Origin of the sequence: Paraburkholderia tropica, assembly GCF_900109265.1 — a bacterium.
Lineage (GTDB): Bacteria > Pseudomonadota > Gammaproteobacteria > Burkholderiales > Burkholderiaceae > Paraburkholderia > Paraburkholderia tropica.
On record NZ_FNZM01000008.1, the window covers coordinates 218,966 to 237,377 of the forward strand.

The 18,412-nt window shown below is 63.6% G+C and carries 18 protein-coding genes and 4 tRNA genes; 13 read left to right on the top strand and 9 right to left on the bottom strand.

The annotated features are described in order from the left end of the window. The first annotated feature begins 150 nt into the window (after positions 1 to 150). Both BMY06_RS15110 and BMY06_RS15115 read left to right on the top strand, forming a co-directional pair. The gene (locus tag BMY06_RS15110) at positions 151 to 1,167 is read left to right on the top strand and encodes a class 1 fructose-bisphosphatase (protein ID WP_065058250.1); all 1,017 of its coding nucleotides are present in this window, start codon (positions 151 to 153) and stop codon (positions 1,165 to 1,167) included. Positions 1,168 to 1,234: 67 nt separating this feature from the next. Then, a tRNA-Thr gene (locus BMY06_RS15115) sits at positions 1,235 to 1,310 on the top strand. A 70-nt stretch (positions 1,311 to 1,380) separates the two neighbouring features. Here BMY06_RS15115 and BMY06_RS15120 read toward each other — a convergent pair. Further along, positions 1,381 to 3,099: a tetratricopeptide repeat protein gene (locus tag BMY06_RS15120; RefSeq protein ID WP_080180358.1), complete on the bottom strand. Its 1,719-nt coding sequence runs from the start codon at positions 3,097 to 3,099 to the stop codon at positions 1,381 to 1,383. Positions 3,100 to 3,784: 685 nt separating this feature from the next. Here BMY06_RS15120 and BMY06_RS39610 point away from each other — a divergent pair. Then, on the top strand, positions 3,785 to 3,934 hold the full coding sequence (locus BMY06_RS39610; protein WP_167371414.1) for a hypothetical protein: 150 nt from the start codon (positions 3,785 to 3,787) through the stop codon (positions 3,932 to 3,934). A 373-nt stretch (positions 3,935 to 4,307) separates the two neighbouring features. Continuing rightward, complete coding sequence (locus BMY06_RS15125) at positions 4,308 to 4,898, top strand: chorismate mutase (RefSeq protein ID WP_065058200.1); 591 nt, start codon at positions 4,308 to 4,310, stop codon at positions 4,896 to 4,898. Positions 4,899 to 4,900: 2 nt separating this feature from the next. On the opposite strand, the gene BMY06_RS15130 is transcribed toward BMY06_RS15125, so the two are convergent. Both BMY06_RS15130 and BMY06_RS15135 read right to left on the bottom strand, forming a co-directional pair. After that, complete coding sequence (locus BMY06_RS15130) at positions 4,901 to 6,070, bottom strand: 3'-5' exonuclease family protein (protein ID WP_074983939.1); 1,170 nt, start codon at positions 6,068 to 6,070, stop codon at positions 4,901 to 4,903. A gap of 311 nt (positions 6,071 to 6,381) precedes the next feature. Beyond that, positions 6,382 to 6,585, bottom strand: coding sequence for a cold-shock protein (locus BMY06_RS15135; RefSeq protein ID WP_065058198.1), 204 nt, complete (start codon positions 6,583 to 6,585; stop codon positions 6,382 to 6,384). 402 nt (positions 6,586 to 6,987) lie between these two features. Between BMY06_RS15135 and BMY06_RS15140 the strand changes: the two genes are divergently transcribed. The 3 genes from BMY06_RS15140 to BMY06_RS15145 all read left to right on the top strand — a co-directional run bounded on the left by BMY06_RS15140 (position 6,988) and on the right by BMY06_RS15145 (position 8,904). Then, positions 6,988 to 7,191, top strand: coding sequence for a hypothetical protein (locus BMY06_RS15140; protein WP_124260780.1), 204 nt, complete (start codon positions 6,988 to 6,990; stop codon positions 7,189 to 7,191). 5 nt (positions 7,192 to 7,196) lie between these two features. Next, a complete protein-coding gene (locus tag BMY06_RS39935; RefSeq protein WP_124260779.1) occupies positions 7,197 to 7,424 on the top strand; it encodes a hypothetical protein in 228 nt (75 codons plus the stop codon). 331 nt (positions 7,425 to 7,755) lie between these two features. After that, positions 7,756 to 8,904 (top strand): porin, encoded by a 1,149-nt coding sequence (locus BMY06_RS15145; RefSeq protein WP_065058196.1) that lies wholly within the window; start codon positions 7,756 to 7,758, stop codon positions 8,902 to 8,904. Between the two features lie 101 nt (positions 8,905 to 9,005). Here BMY06_RS15145 and greB read toward each other — a convergent pair whose 3' ends face one another. After that, entirely contained in the window at positions 9,006 to 9,566 is a 561-nt protein-coding gene (gene greB / locus BMY06_RS15150; RefSeq protein WP_065058195.1) for a transcription elongation factor GreB, read from the bottom strand. A gap of 195 nt (positions 9,567 to 9,761) precedes the next feature. Between greB and BMY06_RS15155 the strand changes: the two genes are divergently transcribed. Together BMY06_RS15155 and BMY06_RS15160 are read left to right on the top strand one after the other, a co-directional pair. Then, positions 9,762 to 9,838: transfer RNA gene (locus BMY06_RS15155), tRNA-Arg, on the top strand. A gap of 75 nt (positions 9,839 to 9,913) precedes the next feature. Beyond that, positions 9,914 to 9,990, top strand: a tRNA-Arg gene (locus BMY06_RS15160). A 91-nt stretch (positions 9,991 to 10,081) separates the two neighbouring features. Here the strand turns inward: BMY06_RS15160 and BMY06_RS15165 are convergent. From BMY06_RS15165 to BMY06_RS15185, 5 genes are all read right to left on the bottom strand, one after another. Further along, entirely contained in the window at positions 10,082 to 10,570 is a 489-nt protein-coding gene (locus tag BMY06_RS15165) for a phage protein NinX family protein (RefSeq protein ID WP_065058193.1), read from the bottom strand. A 211-nt stretch (positions 10,571 to 10,781) separates the two neighbouring features. Then, complete coding sequence (locus BMY06_RS15170) at positions 10,782 to 13,148, bottom strand: RelA/SpoT family protein (protein ID WP_065058192.1); 2,367 nt, start codon at positions 13,146 to 13,148, stop codon at positions 10,782 to 10,784. A gap of 140 nt (positions 13,149 to 13,288) precedes the next feature. Beyond that, positions 13,289 to 13,492 (bottom strand): DNA-directed RNA polymerase subunit omega, encoded by a 204-nt coding sequence (gene rpoZ / locus BMY06_RS15175; RefSeq protein WP_006400783.1) that lies wholly within the window; start codon positions 13,490 to 13,492, stop codon positions 13,289 to 13,291. 39 nt (positions 13,493 to 13,531) lie between these two features. Beyond that, complete coding sequence (gene gmk, locus BMY06_RS15180; protein ID WP_065058191.1) at positions 13,532 to 14,245, bottom strand: guanylate kinase; 714 nt, start codon at positions 14,243 to 14,245, stop codon at positions 13,532 to 13,534. A gap of 83 nt (positions 14,246 to 14,328) precedes the next feature. Beyond that, positions 14,329 to 15,264, bottom strand: a complete 936-nt coding sequence (locus tag BMY06_RS15185; protein ID WP_065058190.1) for a YicC/YloC family endoribonuclease — start codon at positions 15,262 to 15,264, stop codon at positions 14,329 to 14,331. A 305-nt stretch (positions 15,265 to 15,569) separates the two neighbouring features. Here BMY06_RS15185 and rph point away from each other — a divergent pair, with 305 nt between their 5' ends. The 4 genes from rph (at position 15,570) to BMY06_RS15205 (ending at position 18,333) form a co-directional block, all read left to right on the top strand. Next, positions 15,570 to 16,310 (top strand): ribonuclease PH, encoded by a 741-nt coding sequence (rph, locus tag BMY06_RS15190; protein WP_065058189.1) that lies wholly within the window; start codon positions 15,570 to 15,572, stop codon positions 16,308 to 16,310. Then, the gene (rdgB, locus tag BMY06_RS15195) at positions 16,303 to 16,950 is read left to right on the top strand and encodes an RdgB/HAM1 family non-canonical purine NTP pyrophosphatase (protein ID WP_074983942.1); all 648 of its coding nucleotides are present in this window, start codon (positions 16,303 to 16,305) and stop codon (positions 16,948 to 16,950) included. Before rph ends, rdgB begins: the two co-directional genes overlap by 8 nt. Positions 16,951 to 16,994: 44 nt before the next feature. Then, complete coding sequence (gene hemW, locus BMY06_RS15200; RefSeq protein WP_124260805.1) at positions 16,995 to 18,164, top strand: radical SAM family heme chaperone HemW; 1,170 nt, start codon at positions 16,995 to 16,997, stop codon at positions 18,162 to 18,164. Between the two features lie 79 nt (positions 18,165 to 18,243). Further along, positions 18,244 to 18,333: transfer RNA gene (locus BMY06_RS15205), tRNA-Ser, on the top strand. Positions 18,334 to 18,412 lie beyond the last annotated feature (79 nt).

The window sequence follows — 18,412 nt, forward strand, 5'->3', positions numbered from 1 at the left end:
CGCGGATTTTTTTCGAATATTTTCCTCGCCGCAGCCCCTGCCCGGCGCGCCGGAGCGTGCACTGGCGGCCTTTTTGCCGTTTTACGCATCGGGCAGTCACAGCCCAGCGGGTAGAATTGCGCTATTCCCCAAGCTCCCCGGAGTACTGCAATGGCTTTGCACCGTCGTACCACTCTTACGAAATACCTGATCGAGCAGCAACGCGAGCACAAGAACCTGCCCGCTGACCTGCGCCTGTTGATCGAAGTCGTCGCGCGCGCCTGCAAGGCGATCAGCTTCAACGTCAGCAAGGGCGCGCTCGGCGACGCCCTCGGCACGGCGGGCAGCGAGAACGTCCAGGGCGAAGTGCAGAAGAACCTCGACATCCTGTCGAACGAAATCCTGCTCGACGCCAACGAATGGGGCGGCAATCTCGCGGCCATGGCGTCCGAGGAAATGGAAACGTTCTTCCCGATCCCCGCCAACTACCCGAAGGGCGAATACCTGCTGGTGTTCGATCCGCTCGACGGCTCGTCGAACATCGACGTGAACGTCTCGATCGGCACGATCTTCTCGGTCCTGCGCTGCCCGGACGGCCAGCAAGCCACCGAGGAATCGTTCCTGCAGCCGGGCACGAAGCAGGTCGCGGCGGGCTACGCCGTCTACGGCCCGCAAACCGTGCTCGTCCTCACGACCGGCAACGGCGTGAACTGCTTCACGCTCGACCGCGAACTCGGTTCGTGGGTGCTCACGCAAAGCAACATGCGCATTCCGGAAGACACGCGCGAATACGCGATCAACGCGTCGAACGCGCGTCACTGGTATGAGCCGGTCCAGCAGTACATTGGCGAGCTGAACGAAGGCAAGGACGGCCCGCGCGGCGAGAACTTCAACATGCGCTGGATCGCGTCGATGGTCGCCGACGTGCACCGTATCCTGAATCGCGGCGGCATCTTCATGTATCCGGCCGACAAGCGCGATCCGTCGAAGCCGGGCAAGCTGCGCCTGATGTACGAGGCGAACCCGATGTCGTTCATCGTCGAACAGGCGGGCGGCATGGCCACCAACGGCGTGGATCGCATTCTCGACATCCAGCCGACCAGCCTGCACGAGCGCGTTGCCGTATTCCTCGGCTCGAAGAACGAGGTCGAACGCGTCACGCGTTATCACCGCGAAGCCAAGAAGTAAAAAAAGATGCGAAAAGGGCTTGCGTTCCTGCGAGCACTTTTCTATAATCTTTCTTCTCTGATGTGACGCCGGAATAGCTCAGACGGTAGAGCAGCGCATTCGTAATGCGAAGGTCGGGGGTTCGATTCCTCTTTCCGGCACCACCAAGTTTCATCAAAAAGCCCAGTCTTCGGACTGGGCTTTTTGTTTTCCGGCTGCTTTTCTCCCTCTCCTCTAGCGGCGTGCAGCCGCTAACGCGCGTAGCGCCACGCGGACTGCATCAACCACGTCATCCCAATTGCCCAGTTCGCGCTGCCTGAAAAGGCGCGCCGACGGATACCACGGACTGTCGTCGCGGTCGCTCATCCACCGCCAGTCGGTACACAACGGCAGCAACACCCACACCGGCACGCCCGACGCACCCGCCAGATGCGCGACCGAGGTATCCACCGTGATCACCAGATCGAGCGACTGCGCGATGGCCAGCGTGTCGTCGAAAGTCTCGATCTCGGGGCCGAGCGGCGTGATGTCGATACCGGCGGGCAACGCGGCCAGCTCACGCTCCGCGACGCCCTTTTGCAACGCGAACCATGAGACCGGCGCACCGTCGATCGCGGACAGCGCGGGCAGCAGCGCGGCGAGCTTCATCGAGCGATAGCGGTCGAGGTCGTAATCCGGATTGCCGGCCCAGACGAGCCCCACGCGCAGACGCCCAGGCGCGCAATGCGCCACCGCGTCGAGCCGGTTACGCCAGCGCGCGACGGACCCGGACGCCGGGCGCAGATACGGCACGGCGTCCGCCAGCGTATCGAGCGTCATCGCCATGTGCTCAGGCATGCGGAACATGCGGCACCAGTAGTCGTACGGTCCCGGCGGCAGCATGGCGCTCGCATGCCGAACGCCGCGCGCACGGCTCGCGATGCCGACCAGCGCCGCATGAACCCAGACATCGACGATCGCCCCACGGCGCGCGAGCCAGTCCGCACAACGCAGCAGTTGCACCTGATCGCCGAAACCCTGCTCGCCCAGCAGCAGAAAGCGCCGCCCGTCCACCGGCTCGCCCTGCCACTCAGCAAACGGCGGCCGAGCGAGCGTGCGGCTGTGATCGAAGCGTTCGTGCCAGCGATATTGTTTCCAGCCCGCCTCGTACTCGCCGTCGCGCAGCAGCGAAATTGCGAGATTGAACTGCACGGCGACGTCATGCGGCGCGAGACGCGCAGCCTCCACATTGTGACGGCGCATCCCCGCGAAATCGCCACGCATGTGCAACGCGTAGCCCGCGTTGTGATGGAGCAGCGGCAGCGTGGTGTCGATGGCGAGGCCTTGCCGCGCGACCTCGAGCGCAGCATCGAAGCGATCGAGGCAGTTCAGCGCGAATGCGAGTTCCTTGAGCGCCACGGCATGCGTGGCAAAACGCGCGCGGTAGGCGACGATCAGCGCGTCGATGTCCGCTTCGGTCTCGGGCGACAGACGCGCCAGCGTATTCAGCAGGTCGATGCCATCCTGCGCGGTCGCCTCGTCGAGCGACCACGCGCCTTGCAACGATTGCGCGGCATCGGCGAATCGCCCGGCTTGCAGATGCAGATCGGCAAGGCGTCGCGCCGCTTGATGCAGCGAGGGATCGCACGCGAGCGCTTGCTGGTAGTGCTCGCACGCTTCGTCCGCGCGGCCGGCGAGCTTCAGCACATCGGCGAGATTGCGATGCTGGCTGGCGGTGCCGCCGGAGAGAGCCAGCGCGCGGTGGTAAAACGCTTCGGCGGCGAGATGCTCGGCCGCGAGCGCCGCAATCAGCCCGCGATGCTCCCAGAGTGTGGCGTCGCCTGGCGCGATGTGAAGCGCCCGCTCCAGGCAATCGCGCGCCTGCGCGGTCTCGCCCGCGCGAAAAGCGGCGAGCGAGCGGCGATGCCACTCGTCCGCAGACGGTGCCGGGGATTGAATTTCGGGGTCGTTCATGAGGCGTTCGGGTGGCGTGTGCGACAGCGTGGCGACGCTGCGGATTCGCGCATCGGCCGGGTCTGCCGGCGGGCTCTGCCGCACATTTGAAGATAGCCGAACGCCCCGTCGGATCGAATCGGACGGTTCTGAATTGACGGTGCGACGTCAGTGCCGCTCCAGGTGCGCGCCCGGATACCAGGCCGCTGCGATCCCCCGCGACGTTTATTCATGCGCGTTTGCTCAATAAATGCGTCCGGAAAGCGCTTCCAGCGAGTCATTAATCGACAGACTGGATAGAAACGATCGCTTACAGAGTTTTAAATGTATTTAAAGATTTCGCGTCAACGGACGTACATAATCGACCGTTGTAGAGAGATGGGGGTTTACCGCGAGAGCATGAACCGGCGAGCACCGCACCGTGTCAGCCAGAACGCCCGCCTGGCGCGGGATTGGCGAGGCTGAGGGCGCCCCTCTTGCATTCGGACACGGGTATTCGTCGGCTAAAAAGCAGAATGCGAGGCCGAATGCGGGCGACGCAGGAAAATAGACGAGGAATCCGAAGAATTATATTCCTGCGCGCTCAATAAAATCGATCGCTGTGCGAAGAAAGCAACAGACAGATCGTAAAAGGACCTTTGCGCTGGGGAGCACTAGCGTGACTGAAGGGCCGAGTCGGATAATCGGCTTACATAGGAGAAAGATCATGGACGCCAAACCGCCAAAGCTTCCGACCCCGGACCAAGTTTTCAGCCCGGATCCGGAACCGGTGGCTGTCGAGTTTCTCGGCGATGAATTGCCCGCCCACGTGCGCGCATTTCTCGACGAGCAGCGTAAGGCACACGAACAGAAGTGACGGGGACGCGCAGTCGCGCGACGCAAACGGATAGATGGACCGGCCCGTTTGACGCTCGCGCGTGCGAATCGCAGACTCAGTGCAGCGCCGCGAGCAATCGCAGCGCACGCATCGCGCTGGGCGCTCGCTGACCAAACAAGCTGCACGCGCGGGACATGCCCGCGCGGCGGGGGTGTTCGCGCTCTGCTTGTACCACTCTGTACCGCTCTGCATCGCTCTGATTGCACATCGGATTGGCGCCTGAGTGCCGAATCCATCGCGGGCAACGCGCCTGCGTCGAGCCATTTCCTCATCGCCATTCCGGGCACGGCGCCCACAACCGGCTATCCTTCGCCTTTACTTTTCCTCTTCGGCCAGCCGGCCGCTTCGTGCAATGACTCTCCGCCTTCGCGCACTCGCGTCCTGCGCCGCCGCACTCCTCTTCGCCTTCCCCGCCGTCTCGGCGCATGCCGATGGCGACGACACCGCGCTCACGAATCTCGTCGCGCTGGTTTCGCAGCGTCTCGCGCTCGCCGAACCGGTCGCGCACTGGAAGTGGATCAATCACAAGGCGATCACCGATACGCCGCGCGAAAACGCCCTGCTCGCCGACGTCCAGAAACGCGCCGCAGCGGCCGGCGTCGATCCGGCATTCGCGCGCGATTTCTTCCGCGATCAGATCGACGCGAGCACCGAAGTGCAGAACGCACTCTTCGCGACGTGGCGTTCGTCGCAGCCACCCGCCGATCCGGCGCCCGATCTCGCGACGGTCACGCGCCCGCAACTCGATCGGCTGACGGGACAATTGATCGGCGCGCTCGCCCGCGCACAGTCGACGCGCATGGCGGACGACTGTCCCGCGCGCGTCGCGCGCGCGGTGGCGAACTGGAAGGAATTGACGCGCTATGACTCCACGCGCGCCGACGCCATGACGCACGCGCTCGGCCACGTCTGCGAGACGGGCGGCGTGGGCGGCACGGCGTAACGTCAGACGGGTGTCGTCAGCCCGTCATCGATGGGTGCGGACAAGGTCACGGGCAGCGGCAGCACGCTCAGGCCGCGCTCGAAACGCGTCTGGAGAATGCGCCAGGTCGTGAGCTCGAATGCGGGCTCGCGCGTCGCGGCGCACAGCATGGCCGCTTCGCCCTCGTTCGCAACGGCGCCCAGATAGCACCAGCGGTCGATCAGATGGAACAGCGGCGCACCGCTCGCGACGTCGCCCTCTTCAATCAGCACGGCGCCGTCGAACGGCCAGGGCGCGGACAGCGGATCCTGCTTCGACACGCGCGGCACGCGGTTGAACGACGGCCGCCACTGCGCGATCCAGCGCGCCTCCACGAGCAACGCGCCAATCTCGCCGCCGGTCGCCTGCCACTCGACGCGGCGCACCTGCTGCGCCATGCGCTGCTCGCGCGCCGAGCGGCGTTCGCCCGACAGATGCGAGCGCACGCGCTGACGCACGCGCACGCTGCGGCCCACGTAGAGCGGCGCATCGTTCTCGCCGAAAAACGCGTAGACGCCGTGACCCGCGGGCGCGGTCTCGATCAACTCGTCGGTGATGTCGCCCGCCAGACGGTGGCGACGCGTGAGCCGGTCGATCTGCGAGGCGAGCATCTGCGCGGGCACGAGACCCGGCAGGCGCTGCCAGAATTGCCACAGCAGATCGGCGTCGGCGAGCGCACGGTGGCGATCGGCGGGCACGAGCGCGTGACGCTCGACCAGCGCATCCAGTCCGTGGCGCTTTTCGGACGGAAACAGCGCGCGCGACAGCCGCACGGTGCACAGCACGTCGGGATTGAACGAGAAACCGGCGCGCTCGAATTCGGCGCGCAGAAACCCGCGGTCGAAACTCGCGTTGTGCGCGACGAACAACTTGCCGGCGAGCCGTTCGAACAATGCAGGCGCGATCTCGGCGAACGTCGGCGCGCCGCGCACCATACTATTCGTGATGCCGGTGAGCTGCTGGATGAAGGGCGGGATCGACTGCTGCGGGTCGACGAGCGAACTCCAGCGCGTCGCCTCGCCATCCTTGACCTCGACGACGCCGACTTCCGTGATGCGGTGCTCGCCTACGGAACCACCTGTCGTTTCGAGATCCACGAAGACAAGCGGGGCGTCGCCGGACGGAAGTTCGGCGCTCAGAGGGGTGTCGGACATGGTGAAACGGTAAGACGTGAAAAAGAAATCCGCCCAAGTATGCACCGTTTGGGCGAAGCGCGCTGAACTTCCCGATGGACGGTTCAGGTTTCGGACTTCGGAACCCGTATTCTTTTAATTTCGATTGACGGTTTTTTTGAATCAGGGTTTTCCCGCGCGCAACATTAATAAGCGCAGGGTCTCCGAAGATTATTACGCCGCTTTTACGACTTTCACGACTGCGCGTGACGCCAAAAACAAAAAAGCCCTGGATTCTCCAGGGCCTGTTCGTGCGGCAAGCGGTTCACGCCCGCTTGCGCGGCGCGCTCGGCTTAGATCGGCTGGATGTTCGCAGCCTGCTTGCCCTTCGGGCCAACCTTGACGTCGAACGACACACGCTGGTTTTCCTTCAGCGACTTGAAGCCGTCTGCGCGGATTTCCGAGAAGTGTGCGAACAGGTCGTCGCCGCCGGCGTCGGACGTGATGAAGCCAAAACCTTTTGCATCATTGAACCATTTGACAATACCGGTTTCCATGTTTCCGTTTCCCTCAAAATTTAATGACGCGGGCTATACCCTCACGCCGAATGCCTGCTGAATCGCTTCTTTTTCCTGCAACAATGCAATTAGCGCTAAAGAAGTAATTCAGAAGTGCCGTTATACGGGGAACGACAATCGCCAGTCAAGCGAATTTTTTATAACAGCATTCCCGTTTTCGCGATAAACCCGCATGCATCAAAAAGTGCACAAAAATTATATGCACGCGGAATGATTATCGGATACGCGGCATTTTTACCCGCCTAAATCGCGCCCCTGTCAATTCCAGGGAAAATTTCCCGAAGTGTAACAATTAGTGTCAAACGTAAGTGTTTTTACCGGTTGTTCGGGTAATACGTTGAATTCATGATGAATACCGTTAGCGTGCAAAGGGAGGTCATCATGCTGACGGCATTGCGACGTTGGATTCATTGGTTCGTGGAAATCGACGGTCCCGATCAGGCCACCGCCGGCGAGTTCGAGACGTATGGTTCCTGGCACGGCGATCACTGGCAGAACCTGCTGTGTTCCCCGATGGACGCCCGGCACTATGTAATGGAAGACTGGAGTCTGCAGCCCGAGCCGCCTGAAGGAAAGCAGCAATAAGGCAGTTGGACGTTCGCGAAGCGATTGCAGGCGGGGCGCAATGTCCCGCTGCTTATTCGCGGGCAAAAAAAAGCGCAGCCAATGGCCGCGCCGACAAAGGTTTGGAGATCTTTTTCGTCAACGAAAAAGTCTGCTTCGGAAAGCAGCGAGTTCAGTATAGCCTCAGCGTTGGTCACGCATTAACCGTACACGACACAATCATCTGTTACGTCGGGCGCAATAATCGCGGTTGACAGAGATTTACGTTGTTTTTCGCAATCAATTGTTGTAGCGATCGCACAACGCCATTCGGTTGACACTCTCACCCCGCGCATTGCAATCCCGCTGAAAGCCCCAGCCAGTAAGGCACAAGCGAAGATCTGGTAACCATTTCCAATCGCGCAATACTTTATTGCGCAAATCGGAATGCCTGATTTCCGAGCACCGTCTCTACACTCTGCCTGTCCGGAAACCGACTTCGACGGATTAACGCGCCACGCGAGTTCGCCTCTCGCTGCCATTCGCGTGGACGGTTTCCCAAACAGGGTTCGACGAAACCCACCTCTGTTCTCGGAGTTTACAAAGATGAAAAAGACTCTCATGGTCGCGGCCCTCACGGGCGTTTTTGCAACGGCAGCGCACGCTCAAAGCAGCGTCACGCTGTACGGCCTGATCGACGCCGGCGTCACCTACGCGAACAACTCGGGCGGTCACAGCCTGTGGAAGGCTTCGAGCGGCACCGTCAACGGTAGCCGTTGGGGCCTGCGTGGTTCGGAAGACCTCGGTGGCGGTCTGAAGGCAATCTTCACGTTGGAAAGCGGCTTCAACATCATGAACGGCGCGGCTGGTCAGTCGAGCCGCATGTTCGGCCGTCAAGCATTCGTCGGTCTGGCAAGCAACCAGTTCGGTGCTGTCACCCTCGGTCGCCAGTACGACTCCGTCGTCGACTACCTGGCACCGCTGTCGAACACGGGTACGCAATACGGCGGCACGATCGCTGCTCACCCGTATGACAACGACAACCTGAACAACTCGATCCGTTTCAACAACACGATCAAGTACAGCAGCGTGAACTACGCTGGCTTCAAGTTCGGCGGCACGTACTCGTTCTCGAACAGCACCGAATTCGCGAACAACCGTGCGTACAGCTTCGGCGCATCGTACAACTGGGGCGGCCTGAACGTCGCAGCTGGCTACCTGCAGCTGAACAACGACGTCAACAACCTGCAACAGGCTGCAACGAACTCGGGCGCGCAAACGGGTGAATACACGTTCGCAGCTGGCCGTCAGCGTACGTTCGGCGGCGGCGTGAACTACACGTTCGGTCCGGCAACGGCTGGCTTCGTGTACACGCAGACGCAACTGGGCAACGCAGTTGGCATCTCGGCTACGCAATCGGGTCACAACGGCGGCATCGGCTTCGGTGCTGACAGCGCACGCTTCCAGAACTTTGAAGGCAACGTCCGTTACGCTCTGACCCCGGCCCTGAGCCTGGCTGGCGCGTACACGTACACCCGCGCAAGCTTCGGCGGCGGCGTCAACCCGAACTACAACACGGTTGCTCTGCAGTCGGACTACGCACTGTCGAAGCGTACGGACGTCTACCTGCAAGGCGACTGGCAACACGTGTCGGACACGTCGACCGGCGTCGGCGCTTACCTGAACGGTCTGGGTTCGGCTTCGACCCGTCAAGACCAGATCGCTGTGACGGTTGGTATGCGTCACCGCTTCTAAGCTTCACGCCGCTGGCCCTTCCGGCCAGCTGTGCAGCTGAAAAAGGCGCCCTCGGGCGCCTTTTTTTCGTTTACCGCGCCGCGTGCGCGGCGATGCTGCGCTCAGGCGCCCGGCGCGGGATAGCGCACGTCCAGCACGTCGATGGACTCGGGGCCCGTGGGCGTATGCAAGGTCACCTGATCGCCGATCTTCGCCTTCAGCAAGGCGCGCGCGATCGGCGAAATCCAGCTCACGTGGCCGCGATCCAGATCGATCTCGTCGACCCCGACGATCGTGATCGTATGCGCCTCGCCGTCCTCGGTGCCGTACTCGACCGTCGCGCCGAAGAACACCTGATCGACGCTCTCCTGACGGCTGCTGTCGACCACCTCGGCCAGATCGAGCCGCTTGGTCAGGAAGCGGATACGCCGGTCGATCTCGCGCAGCCTGCGCTTGCCGTAGATGTAGTCGCCATTTTCCGAGCGGTCGCCGTTCGACGCCGCCCACGAGACCAGCTTGACGACTTCCGGCCGCGCCTCATCGAGCAGGTGCAGCAGTTCGCTGCGCATGCGCTGATAGCCCGCGGGCGTCATGTAGTTCTTGGTCCCGGCGGGGATCTCGGGATGACCGGCTTCGAGATCGTCGTCGTCGTCGGTCGATTCTTTGACAAAGGCCTTGTTCATGATGGTTCGATACGTTCGATACGCTGCTGCACTGACACGTCTGCTCACTGCCGCGAAGGTCACGGAACGCCGCGCGCATGACGCTGCGGCCCCGCCCTCAGGGTACACGATGCGGTACCCGACGCGGATCTTCAAACAAATTGCGATAGGGGGCTTCCTTTTTTCGAAATCGTTGCTATAATCTCGTTTCTGTGTGCGGCTGTAGCTCAGTTGGATAGAGTACTTGGCTACGAACCAAGGGGTCGTGGGTTCGAATCCTGCCAGCCGCGCCACCTTTTCAGAGTTTTGCATCAGATGTAACTTGCAAATCTCCAGTAACACTGCAGTAAATAGTATCGTTTTAGCGTGCGGCTGTAGCTCAGTTGGATAGAGTACTTGGCTACGAACCAAGGGGTCGTGGGTTCGAATCCTGCCAGCCGCACCACCTTTCGAAGGGCCTTCCTTACCGGGAAGGCCCTTTGTCTTTGTAGCGCCGTTTTCATGCGGCGCCTTCCCTGCTCTCTCACCGCGAATCGCTAACGCGGCTGCGCGCCGATATCGCCGATCTGTCCGTCCGGGCTCGGCAAATCCTCTGTGTCGCCCACATTGGCCGGCTCGGACGTCAGCTCCATCTGCATGCCGGAGAGCGACTGCGGCTGGCGCAGCATCGCTTCCACCTCGTCGCCGAAACGGCTGGTCACGAACGCCCGCAGCAGCGCCTCGCGCATCGTCGCGCCTTGCGCTTCGGCGGTGCGATGGCTGCCGACGAACTCAGCCACGCAGATCACCGCCTCGCCGTCCCGGTGTTCGCGCACTTCCAGACGCTGCGCGCGGTCCAGCACGACGCCCGCGGCTTCCCAGGACGTCGACGGCTCGAAGCGCCCGTCCCAGGCGCGGCCACGGTCGTTTCCGCGCACCGCGACGGTCTCGCCGCTGTCGGTGAAATAAATCTCGCGCACGAAGTCGGGCAGGCTGCGCGCCACCCAGTAGTCGAGCGCGAGGCCGGTGAGATCAGCTACGTTCATGGCGTGTCCTCGCTTCCGGTTGAAGAGGTTCGAGGCGGCGCGACTGAGCCGCGCCGGCGGGCCGCAGAAAGCCGGGCCGAAGAGAAACTGCTGTGAGGCGGAGCCGCTCGGGCGTCACGAGGATGGCGGCCCATGCAGCGACCGGTGCCTGCCGGCGACGCGCCGGGTCAACGGCGCGCCTGAAGCCACTATCGACTATCGAGCGTCGACGTCAGTAATCGGCGCGTTCGCGGTCGATGCGCATGCCGCCGTCGTGGCGATGATGTCCTTCGTCGCTCGGCCGCTCGCGCGTGATGCGCATCACGTCGGGATTCGTCCGCACGCGGCGCATGACGTTCGCGAGATGCACGCGGTCGCTCACCTGGATCACGAAGCGCAGCATGTTCGACTCCTGCGCCAGATCGTCGTCCATGGCGATATGCACGATGTTGGCGTCGGCGGACGTGATGTCGGCGGCCACGCGCGCGAACACGCCCTTGGTGTTCTTCACGAGCACCTTCACGGCGACGTCGAACAGACGGCCAGGCTGCGGCGCCCACGCGACGTCGATCCAGCGGCCCGGGTCGCGTCGATGAATGCGCTGCGCCACACGGCAGTCGGTCGTATGGATCGCCATACCGAGCCCGATGCCGATGTAGCCCATGATGTCGTCGCCCGGAATCGGACGGCAGCACGCCGAGAGCTGCACGGACATGCCTTCGGTGCCGGTGATGACCACGGGCGGCGCATGCGGCGCGTTCGGATCGCGCGGCGCATGGTGATGGTCGTCGTCGTCGGCGTCGAGGCCTGTTACCAGCACTTCGATGCGCTTGGCCATGACCGCGGCGACGCGCCGGCCGAGACCGATATCCGCGAAAATTTCCTGGCGATTCTTGTTGCCGGTCCACTGCACGAGCTTTTCCCACACTTCCGGCGTGATTTCCGAAAGCTGGTAGCCGTAGCCCTTGAGCGCCTGGTCGACGAGACGCTCGCCGAGCTGCACGGACTCCGTGAGCCGCATCGTCTTCAGATAGTGACGGATCGCCGAGCGCGCCTTGCCGGTGCGCACGAAACCGAGCCACGCGGGATTCGGCTTCGAATACGGCGCGGTAATCACTTCGACGATGTCGCCGCTCTTGAGCTCGGTGCGCAGCGGCAGCAGCTCGTTGTTGATCTTCACGGCGACGCACTGGTTGCCCAGGTCGCTGTGGATCGAATACGCGAAGTCGAGCGCCGTGGCGCCGCGCGGCAGCGCCATGATCTTCGACTTCGGCGTGAAGACGTAGACGGCGTCCGGGAACAGGTCGATCTTGACGTGCTCGAGGAACTCGCTCGAATCGCCCGCCTCGCTCTGGATGTCGAGCAGCGACTTGAGCCACTGATGCGCGCGCTTTTGCACGTCGTTCAAGTCGGCGCCGCCGTTCTTGTAGAGCCAGTGCGCGGCCACGCCTGCTTCGGCGATCTCGTGCATCTTGCGCGTGCGCACCTGGAACTCGATGGGCGCGCCGAACGGGCCCACGAGCGTCGTGTGCAGGGACTGATAGCCGTTCACCTTCGGAATGGCGATGTAGTCCTTGAACTTGCCCGGCACCGGCTTGTAGAGCGCATGCAGCGCGCCGATGCAGGTATAGCATTCGAGCGCCGACTCCACGACCACGCGGAAGCCGTACACGTCGAGCACCTGCGAGAACGACAACTGCTTGTCGCGCATCTTCTTGTAGATGCTGAAGATGGTCTTCTCGCGGCCGGTGACTTCGGCGTCGAGCTTCGCGTCGCCGAGCGCGCGCTGCACCGCTTCCAGAATCTTGCTCACCACTTCGCGCCGGTTGCCGCGCGCGGCCTTGACGGCTTTCTCGAGCGTGGCGTAGCGATTCGGGTTGAAGTTCTGGAAGCTCAGATCCTGCAACTCGCGATACGTGTTGTTCAGGCCGAGCCGGTGCGCGATGGGCGCGTAGATGTCGATGGTCTCGCGCGCCACGCGGCGGCGCTTTTCGGGCGGCACCGCGCCCAGCGTGCGCATGTTGTGCAGCCGGTCGGCGAGCTTAACGAGAATCACGCGCACGTCGCGCGCCATCGCGAGCAGCATCTTGCGGAAGTTTTCCGCCTGCGCTTCCTCGCGATTACGAAACTCCATCTTGTCGAGTTTCGAGAGGCCGTCGACCAGTTCCGCGACCTTGGCGCCGAAGCGCTCGGCGATCTCCGCCTTGGTCACGCCCTGGTCTTCGATCACGTCGTGAAGCAGCGCCGCCTGGATGGCCTGGGCGTCGAGCTTCCAGCCGGCGCAGATTTCAGCGACGGCGACGGGATGCGTGATGTAGGGTTCGCCACTCTGACGATATTGCCCGAGGTGGGCTTCGTCGCTGAAGTGAAACGCCGCTTTGACTTCCTTGATTTCCTCAGGGGTGAGGTAACCGGAAAGCGCCGCGGTCAGATTGGCGATGGAGACGACCCCGTGTTTGCGGGGTTGTTCCGGTGTAGCGGTCGGTCCGAACAGATGACGAAACGACTGTTCGAGAACCGCGTCGATGTAATTGCGCGCGGGGTTCGCGGTTTCCGCTTCCTGGTCCACGTCGGTGGCCGGCGAGGGCGTAGTGCTCATGTTCCCCTCCGTTTCAGGTCAGGCGTTAGCGGTTGCGCGAGATGCAATGCCCGGCAAACGCCGCCCGGCACGAATTACACGACTATGGGTACGGCAGATACGACAAATACGGCAGGTACAACGGATACAGCAAGGCGCCGTTAAACGGGCACCTTTTTCAGCATTTCCAGACCCACCTGGCCTGCCGCGATCTCGCGCAGCGCGACGACGGTCGGCTTGTCGCGGCTTTCGATCTTCGGCGTGTGGCCTTGGGCGAGCTGACGTGCGCGATACGTTGCGGCAAGCGCCAGTTCGAAACGGTTCGGAATCTGTTTCAGACAATCTTCGACGGTGATGCGGGCCATGTCGGGTTCCTTCTCATTCTCACAGGTTCTTATTCTACCTTATGTGCCCGATGCGCCGGGCTGCGGCTGATGGATACCCAGCTCGACGAAGAGCTCGGTGTGCCGCGCGTATTGCGACGTGAAGCGCAGACGCGTCGCGCTCACGATGTTACGCAGCTCCTGCAGCGCGCGATCGAAGTTTTCGTTGATGACGACATACTCCGCTTCGCTCGCGTGCGCCATCTCGCTGCCGGCCGCCAGCAGGCGTCGCGTGATGACGTTGGGCTCGTCCTCGCCGCGCTTGCGCAGACGGTCCGCGAGCGCATCGAGCGACGGCGGCAGGATGAAGATTTCCACGGCGTTGCGGAATTGCTTCTTCACCTGCTGCGCGCCTTGCCAGTCGATTTCGAGCAGCACGTCATGGCCGATCTTCATCTGGTCTTCGATCCACACGCGCGACGTCGCGTAGTAGTTGCCATGCACTTCCGCGCTCTCGAGAAACTCGCCTTGCGCGTGACGCGACAGGAAATCGTCGACGGTCGTGAAGTGATAGTGCTCGCCGTCGCGCTCCTTCGAACGCGGCGCGCGCGTCGTGTACGAAATCGACAGACAGATCGCGCTGTCTTCGGCGAGCAGCGCGTTCACGAGCGTGGATTTGCCCGCGCCCGACGGCGCGACCACCATGAAGAGATTGCCCGGATAAACGCCCGCGTACGGATTGCGCGGCTTCGTTTCGGACTTGTGCGCACCGGCGCCGCTGGTCTGGTCGGTCATGTTCGTTGCTTCCTGTTTTACCGCTGTGTTTCTGCGTATTTCCGCGTGTTGCTACGTGTGCTTGCGCGCGTTGCCGCGCGCGCTTATTCGAGGTTCTGCACCTGCTCGCGCATCTGCTCGATGAGCAGCTTGAGCGTCATCGAGGCGTCGGCGAGTTCCTTGGCCGCGGCCTTCGAACCGAGCGTGTTCGCTTCGCGGTTCAGCTCCTGCATCATGAAGTCGAGACGCTTGCCGACGCGGCCGCCCTTCTCGATCACGTGACGCGTTTCGGACAGATGCGCGGACAGGCGCGAGAGTTCTTCGGTGATGTCGATGCGGATGCCGTACATCGTCACTTCCTGACGGATGCGTTCGGCGACTTCCTCGCGCGACACGCTGCCGATATTGCCGTTGCCGTTCGTGTCCGGCGCGGCGATGCCGAGCGCTTCCTGCAGACGTTCGACGATCTTCTGCTGATGCTTGACGATCAGTTCCGGCACGAGCGGCGTGATCTTCGCGACGATCGTTTCCATCTCGGCGACGTTGGCAAGCAGCATGTTCGCGAGTTGCGCGCCTTCGCGGCCGCGCACGTCGATCAGGTCGGCGATGGCCTGCTTGCCGCAGCCGAGCACCGCGTCGCGCAGCACTTCGGGCGCAACGCCGCTTTCCGCGAGCACGCCGGGCCAGCGCAGGATCTCGCCGGTACGCAGACGGCCCGAGTCGGGAAACGCGTCGAGCACCGCGCGTTCGAGCGAGGCGAGCTGTTCGAGCGCGTCGCGGTTGAGCGCGCCGGCGTTGGCGCCCTGCTCGCTGCGCTGGATGTTGATGCGGATATCGACCTTGCCGCGCGAGAGCTTCTGCATCAGCATTTCGCGCAGCGTCGGCTCGACGACGCGCACGTCTTCCGGCATGCGGAAATTCAGGTCGAGGAAGCGCGAATTCACAGTGCGCAGTTCGACGGACACGCTGGCGCCGCCAGTGCCCGATGCCGCCACCAGTTCGCGCGTGGCGCTGGCATAGCCGGTCATGCTGTAGATCATGGTTCGTCTCGCGTAAAAGCCATGCGGCGCGCCGGTTGCGGGCGCGGCTCACGGCGAGGAAAAATCGAGGCGCCCGGCGTGGACTCGTGCAATCGATGACGCGGGGCGGGGATTCGCCATTATCCCATTTTTGGCGGCTCGCCCGCCCGTTCGGCAAGCCCCGCCGGGCGGCGCGCCGGCCGGCCCCGGCGGCGCGCGGCGCGCAAGCCCCCGCGCCGGGCCGCAACCCACGCGCCGCGCCCACCGTGCGAAGGCGCTAAAATTGCGGTTTCCCCCTCCTTTGCCGTGCCCCCGCACGCCCGACGATGACCCAATCCATCCAGCGCCCCTCCGGCCGCGCCGCCGACCAGCTTCGCGACGTCCGCATCACCCGCCATTTCACGAAGTACGCCGAAGGGTCGGTGCTCGTTGAATTCGGCGACACCAAGGTGCTGTGCACCGCGAGCGTCTCGGAGAGCGTGCCGCCGTTCCTGCGCGACAAGGGCCAGGGCTGGCTCACCGCCGAATACGGCATGCTGCCGCGCGCCACGCACACGCGCAGCGACCGCGAAGCCGCGCGCGGCAAGCAGACGGGCCGCACCCAGGAAATCCAGCGCCTGATCGGCCGCGCGATGCGCGCGGTGTTCGATCTCGAAGCGCTCGGCGCACGCACCATCAACCTCGATTGCGACGTGCTGCAAGCCGACGGCGGCACCCGCACGGCCGCCATCACGGGCGCGTTCGTCGCGGCGCACGACGCCGTCTCGAAACTGCTCGCGACCGGCCGCATCGAGCGCTCGCCGATCACCGACTACGTGGCGGCGATCTCGGTGGGCGTCTACGAAGGCGTGCCCGTGCTCGACCTCGACTACGCCGAAGACTCGCAATGCGACACCGACATGAACGTCGTCATGACGGGCTCGGGCGGCATGGTCGAAGTGCAGGGCACGGCCGAAGGCGCGCCGTTCTCGCGCGACGAACTCAACGCGCTGCTCGACCTCGCGCAAGGCGGCATCCGCACGCTGATCGAGAAGCAAAAGGCCGCGCTGGAGATCGCGCATGGCTGACACGGCTAACACCGCGCCCAACGCCGCCCAGAGCGCCTTGTCGGGCCGCGTCGTGCTGGCCTCGAACAACGCCGGCAAGCTGCGCGAATTCGCGGCGCTGCTCGGCGCGGCGGGCATCGAACTCGTGACGCAAGGCGAGCTCGGCGTGCCCGAGGCCGAAGAGCCGCACGTCACCTTCGTCGAAAACGCGCTCGCCAAGGCGCGTCACGCCGCGAAGCTCACCGGCCTGCCCGCGATCGCCGACGATTCCGGCCTCTGCGTGCGCGCCCTCGGCGGCGCGCCGGGCGTGTATTCGGCGCGCTACGCACAGCGCGCGGGCGGCGAGAAAAGCGACACCGCGAACAACGCCCTGCTCGTCGCGAATCTGCAGCAACACGCCGACCGCCGCGCGTATTACTACTGCGTGCTCGCCCTCGTGCGCCACGCCGACGACCCCGAACCGCTGATCGCCGAAGGCCGCTGGCACGGCGAAGTCATCGACACGCCGCGCGGCGACAACGGCTTCGGCTACGACCCGCACTTCTACATCGCGGGCCTCGAAGCCACCGCCGCCGAACTCGATCCTGCGCTCAAGAACGCGTCGAGCCATCGCGCGATCGCCTTGCGCGCCCTGCTCGCGCGCCTCGAGGAGCTAGCGTGAGCCAGCAGCACCGCATCGGCATCGAAGTCGTGAAGTCGTTCACGATGCCGGGCAGCATCCGCCTCACGTCGCTGCCGCCGCTTTCGCTTTACGTGCATTTCCCGTGGTGCGTGCGCAAGTGTCCGTACTGCGATTTCAACTCGCACGAATGGAAAGGCGATCGCTTTCCCGAGGACGATTACCTCGACGCGCTGCGCACCGATCTCGAACAGGCGCTGCCGCTCGTCTGGGGCCGCCAGGTGCACACGATCTTCATCGGCGGCGGCACGCCGAGCCTGCTCTCGGCGAAAGGGCTCGACCGCCTGCTCTCCGACGTGCGCGCGCTGCTGCCGCTCGACGCCGACGCCGAAATCACGCTCGAAGCGAATCCGGGCACGTTCGAGGCCGACAAGTTCGCGCAGTTCCGCGCGAGCGGCGTGAACCGGCTGTCGGTCGGCATCCAGAGCTTCAACGAAGCGCATCTGAAGGCGCTCGGGCGCATTCACGACGCGGCGCAGGCGCGTCACGCGGTGGAAGTCGCGGCGAAGACCTTCGACAACTTCAATCTCGACCTGATGTTCGCGCTGCCGCAGCAGACGCTCGCCGAATGTCAGACCGATATCGAAACGGCGCTCGCGTTCAAGCCGCCGCATCTGTCGCTCTATCACCTCACGCTCGAACCGAACACGCTGTTCGCGAAGTTTCCGCCCACCCTGCCCGACGACGACCAGTCGGCGGACATGCAGGAATGGATTCACGCGCGCACGGCCGAGGCGGGTTTTGGGCGCTATGAAGTGTCGGCGTACGCACAGCCCGGACATCAGAGCCGCCACAACCTGAACTACTGGCGTTTCGGCGATTACCTCGGCATCGGCGCGGGCGCGCATACGAAGCTGTCGTTTCCGAACCGCATCGTGCGGCAGGTGCGTTACAAGCATCCGTCGACCTTCATCGAGCAGGCGCGCGCGGGCTCGCCGGTGCAGGAAGAGCACGAGGTCAGCGCGCGCGATCTGCCGTTCGAGTTCATGCTCAACGCGCTGCGGCTCGTGGAAGGCTTTCCGGTGCATCGCTTCATCGAACGCACGGGTTTGCCGATCACGACGATCGAGCCGCAATTGCAGGAAGCGGAAAAACGCGGCCTGATCACGCGCGATTACGAGAAGATCGTGCCGACCGAGCTGGGTCAGCGCTTTCTCAACGATCTGCAGGAGCTGTTTCTCAAGGACCCGTCCTGACGTTTCGAGGCGCATTTCGATGCGCGCCGCCGGCGAGGCTGCCGACGCGCGCGCATTCCAGGTTACAATGCGCGCCTCCGGAGGTGTGGCAGAGTGGTTGAATGCACCGGTCTTGAAAACCGGCGAAGGGGTAACCCTTCCGTGAGTTCGAATCTCACCGCCTCCGCCAGGACAGCGTTTTTAAACGTCCCACAAAATCCCGCAAAGCCAAGCCAGACAAGACTCCCAGCCATCAGCAAGGTTTCAGG